The following is a 3,089-nucleotide window of genomic DNA, read 5'->3' on the forward strand; positions in this document are numbered from 1 at the left end:
GTACCAGTGGTTCAGACCGGCCCCGAGGATGACCATGGATTTGCCATGGGTCTTTTCGGCATTGCCGGCAAATGCCCGCGCCACGGCGATGATCTTCTCGCGGTCGACGCCAGTGATCTTTTCGGCCCAGGCGGGGGTGTAGGGACTGTCGTCGTTGAAGTCCTTCGACACCCATTTGCCGCCCAGGCTGCGGTCAAGGCCGTAGTTGGCACAGAAGAGGTCGAATACCGTGGCGATCAGTGCCTGCGAGCCGTCGGCGAGGGTCACGCGGCGGGCGGGAATGTTGCGGGTCAGAACGTCCGGGTGATCGCATTTCACGAAATCGCCAGTTGCAACCCCGCCGAAATAGGGGAAATCGACGCCCACAACCTCATCGTGATGACCGTCCATGATCTGGCTGAGGCGCAGTTGGGTCTCGGCCCCCTTGGCGCGCTGTTCAAGGTTCCATTTGCCTTCCTCGCCCCAGCGGAAACCTATGGAACCGTTGGGTGCCACGATCTGACCCGACGCCTCGTCAAAGGCGACCGTCTTCCAGTCGGGGTTGTTGGTCTCTCCCAGTTTGCCGTCGAAGTCCTCGGCGCGCAGCATGCGGCCCGGAACAAGGTGCCCGTCCCTGTCCTCAAGCCGCACCAGCATCGGCATGTCGGTGTACTTGCGGGCGTAATCCTTGAAGTATTCGGCCTGCCGGTCCAGATGGAATTCGCGCAGGATCACATGGCCCATTGCCATCGCCAGCGCCGCATCGGTGCCCGCCTGCGGGTTCAGCCAGATATCGCCGAACTTCGCGGCCTCGGAGTAATCGGGGCTGACCACGGCGGATTTGGTGCCGCGATAGCGGACCTCGGTATAGAAATGCGCGTCGGGCGTCCGGGTCTGCGGCACGTTCGAGCCCCAGAGCATCAGGAAGCCTGCGTTGTACCAGTCGGCGCTTTCCGGCACGTCGGTCTGTTCGCCCCAGGTCTGGGGCGATGCCGGTGGCAGGTCGCAATACCAGTCGTAGAACGACATGCAGGTGCCGCCGAGAAGGCTGAGATAGCGGGAACCGGCCGCATAGCTGACCATCGACATGGCCGGGATCGGCGAGAAGCCGAAGACGCGATCAGGGCCGTAAGTCCTGGCGGTGTAAGCGTTGGCAGCCGCAATGATCTCGGTTGCTTCGTCCCACGAAGCGCGCACAAAGCCACCCTTGCCGCGCGTTCTGGTATAGCTGGCGCGCAGGGCGGGATCGTTCTGGATCGCGGCCCATGCGGCCACGGGCGTCATCGTGGACCGCATCTTGCGCCACGCACGCATCAAGGCCCCCCGGATCAGCGGGTTCTTCACACGGTTGGCGGAATAGAGGTACCAGCTGTAGGACGCCCCCCGCGCGCAGCCGCGCGGCTCGTGATTGGGCAGGCCCGCGCGGGTGCGCGGATAGTCGGTCTGCTGGGTTTCCCATGTGACGATGCCGGACTTGACGTAGATTTTCCACGAACAGGATCCGGTGCAATTCACCCCATGGGTAGACCGCACGACCTTGTCGTGCCGCCAGCGGTTTCTGTAGACTTCTTCCCAATCCCGGTTCTCGCGCGTCGTCTGGCCCCAGCCGTTCGAGAATTGCTCCAGTTCCTTGCTTTGGAAGAAATTCAGTCTGTCGAGCAGGTGGCTCATCGTGGCGTCCTTTCGTTATTCGGCGGGGTGGGCGGTGGCACCCGAAGGGGCATGGCCATGCTCGATATCGTGCAGCAGTCCGCCGGGGCGCGTGTAAACGACCCAGGTGATGGCAAGGCAGATCACGTAGAAGGTCAGAAACAGCCACAGCGCGCCGATCGGGCTGCCGGTCATGGCGATGGACGACCCGTAGGCCTTGGGGATGAAGAACCCGCCATAGGCCCCGATGGCGCTGGTGAAGGCGACGATCCCGCCCGATTCCATGGCGATCTGGCGGGCGCGGTCTGTGCCGGTCAGTTGTGGCATCAGGCGCGGCACTTCACGGCCCATGATCACAGGGATCATCTGAAAGGTCGAGGCGTTGCCAACCCCGGTGAAGAAGAACAGCGCCATGAAGCCCGCGAAGAACCCGGCGAAACTGCCCGCCTGAAGAGACAGGATCACACCGAGGACCGAGGCGATCATGCCGACGAAGACCCAGAACGTGACGCGCCCGCCGCCGAACCTGTCAGACACCCAGCCCGTGCCGGCACGGCTGAGAGCGCCGACCAGCGGCCCGAGGAAGACGTATTGCAGGGCGTTGGTATCGGGGAAGGCGATCCGGCTGAGCAGCGGGAAGCCCGCCGAATAGCCGATGAAGCTGCCGAAGGTGCCGATGTAGAGAACGCACATTAGCCAGTTATGCGTCCGCCCGAAGATCACCGACTGCTGGGCAAAGCTGGCCTTTGCATCCGCGATGTCGTTCATGCCGAGCCAGGCCGCGACGGTTGCCGCAAGAATGAACGGCACCCAGATAAAGCCCGCGTTCTGCATCCAGAGCTGGCCACCGTCGGTCAACTCCTGCGGCGCTCCGCCCACTGCACCGAAGACGCCGACTGTGATGACCAGCGGCACGAGGAACTGCATGACGCTGACACCCAGATTGCCAAGCCCCGCGTTCAGCGCCAGCGCGTTGCCCTTTTCGGCCTTGGGGAAGAAGTAGCCAATATTGGCCATGGAGGAGGCGAAGTTGGCCCCCCCAAGACCGCACAGCAGCGCGAGCACCAGGAAGATGAAGTAGGGCGTTTCGGGGTTCTGGACGGCATAGCCGATACCGATGGCGGGCAGCATCAGCGATGCCGTTGACAGCGTCGTCCAGAGCCTGCCGCCAAAGATCGGCACCATGAAACCGTAGAATATCCTGAGCGTCGCGCCCGACAGGGCAGGCAGCGCGGCCAGCCAGAACAACTGCTCCGGGCTGAACGCAAAGCCGATCAGCGGCAGCTTGGCCACAACCATCGACCAGACCATCCAGACCGAGAACGCCAGAAGTAGCGCCGGGATCGAGAGCCAGAGGTTTCGGCGCGCGATGGCCCTGCCCTTGTCGGCCCAGAACGCCGCATCTTCCGGGTGCCAGTCCTGCAAGACGCGGGGCATGGCGGTGCGTTCGGGGTGGTGAA

2 protein-coding genes are annotated in these 3,089 nt (G+C 63.5%); both read right to left on the reverse strand.

Features of this window, described 5'->3' with window-relative positions; genetic code table 11:
* Nucleotides 1–1,650 (reverse strand): molybdopterin-dependent oxidoreductase (locus ACRCSW_RS14940; protein WP_438706334.1); only part of this gene is annotated, 1,650 nt, incomplete at its 3' end.
* Nucleotides 1,651–1,665: 15 nt separating this feature from the next.
* Nucleotides 1,666–3,089, reverse strand: a 1,424-nt coding sequence (locus ACRCSW_RS14945; RefSeq protein ID WP_438706335.1) for a NarK family nitrate/nitrite MFS transporter, incomplete at its 5' end; no start/stop codon positions are given.

It is taken from the genome of Tabrizicola sp. (assembly GCF_051645465.1).
Taxonomy (GTDB): Bacteria; Pseudomonadota; Alphaproteobacteria; order Rhodobacterales; family Rhodobacteraceae; genus Tabrizicola.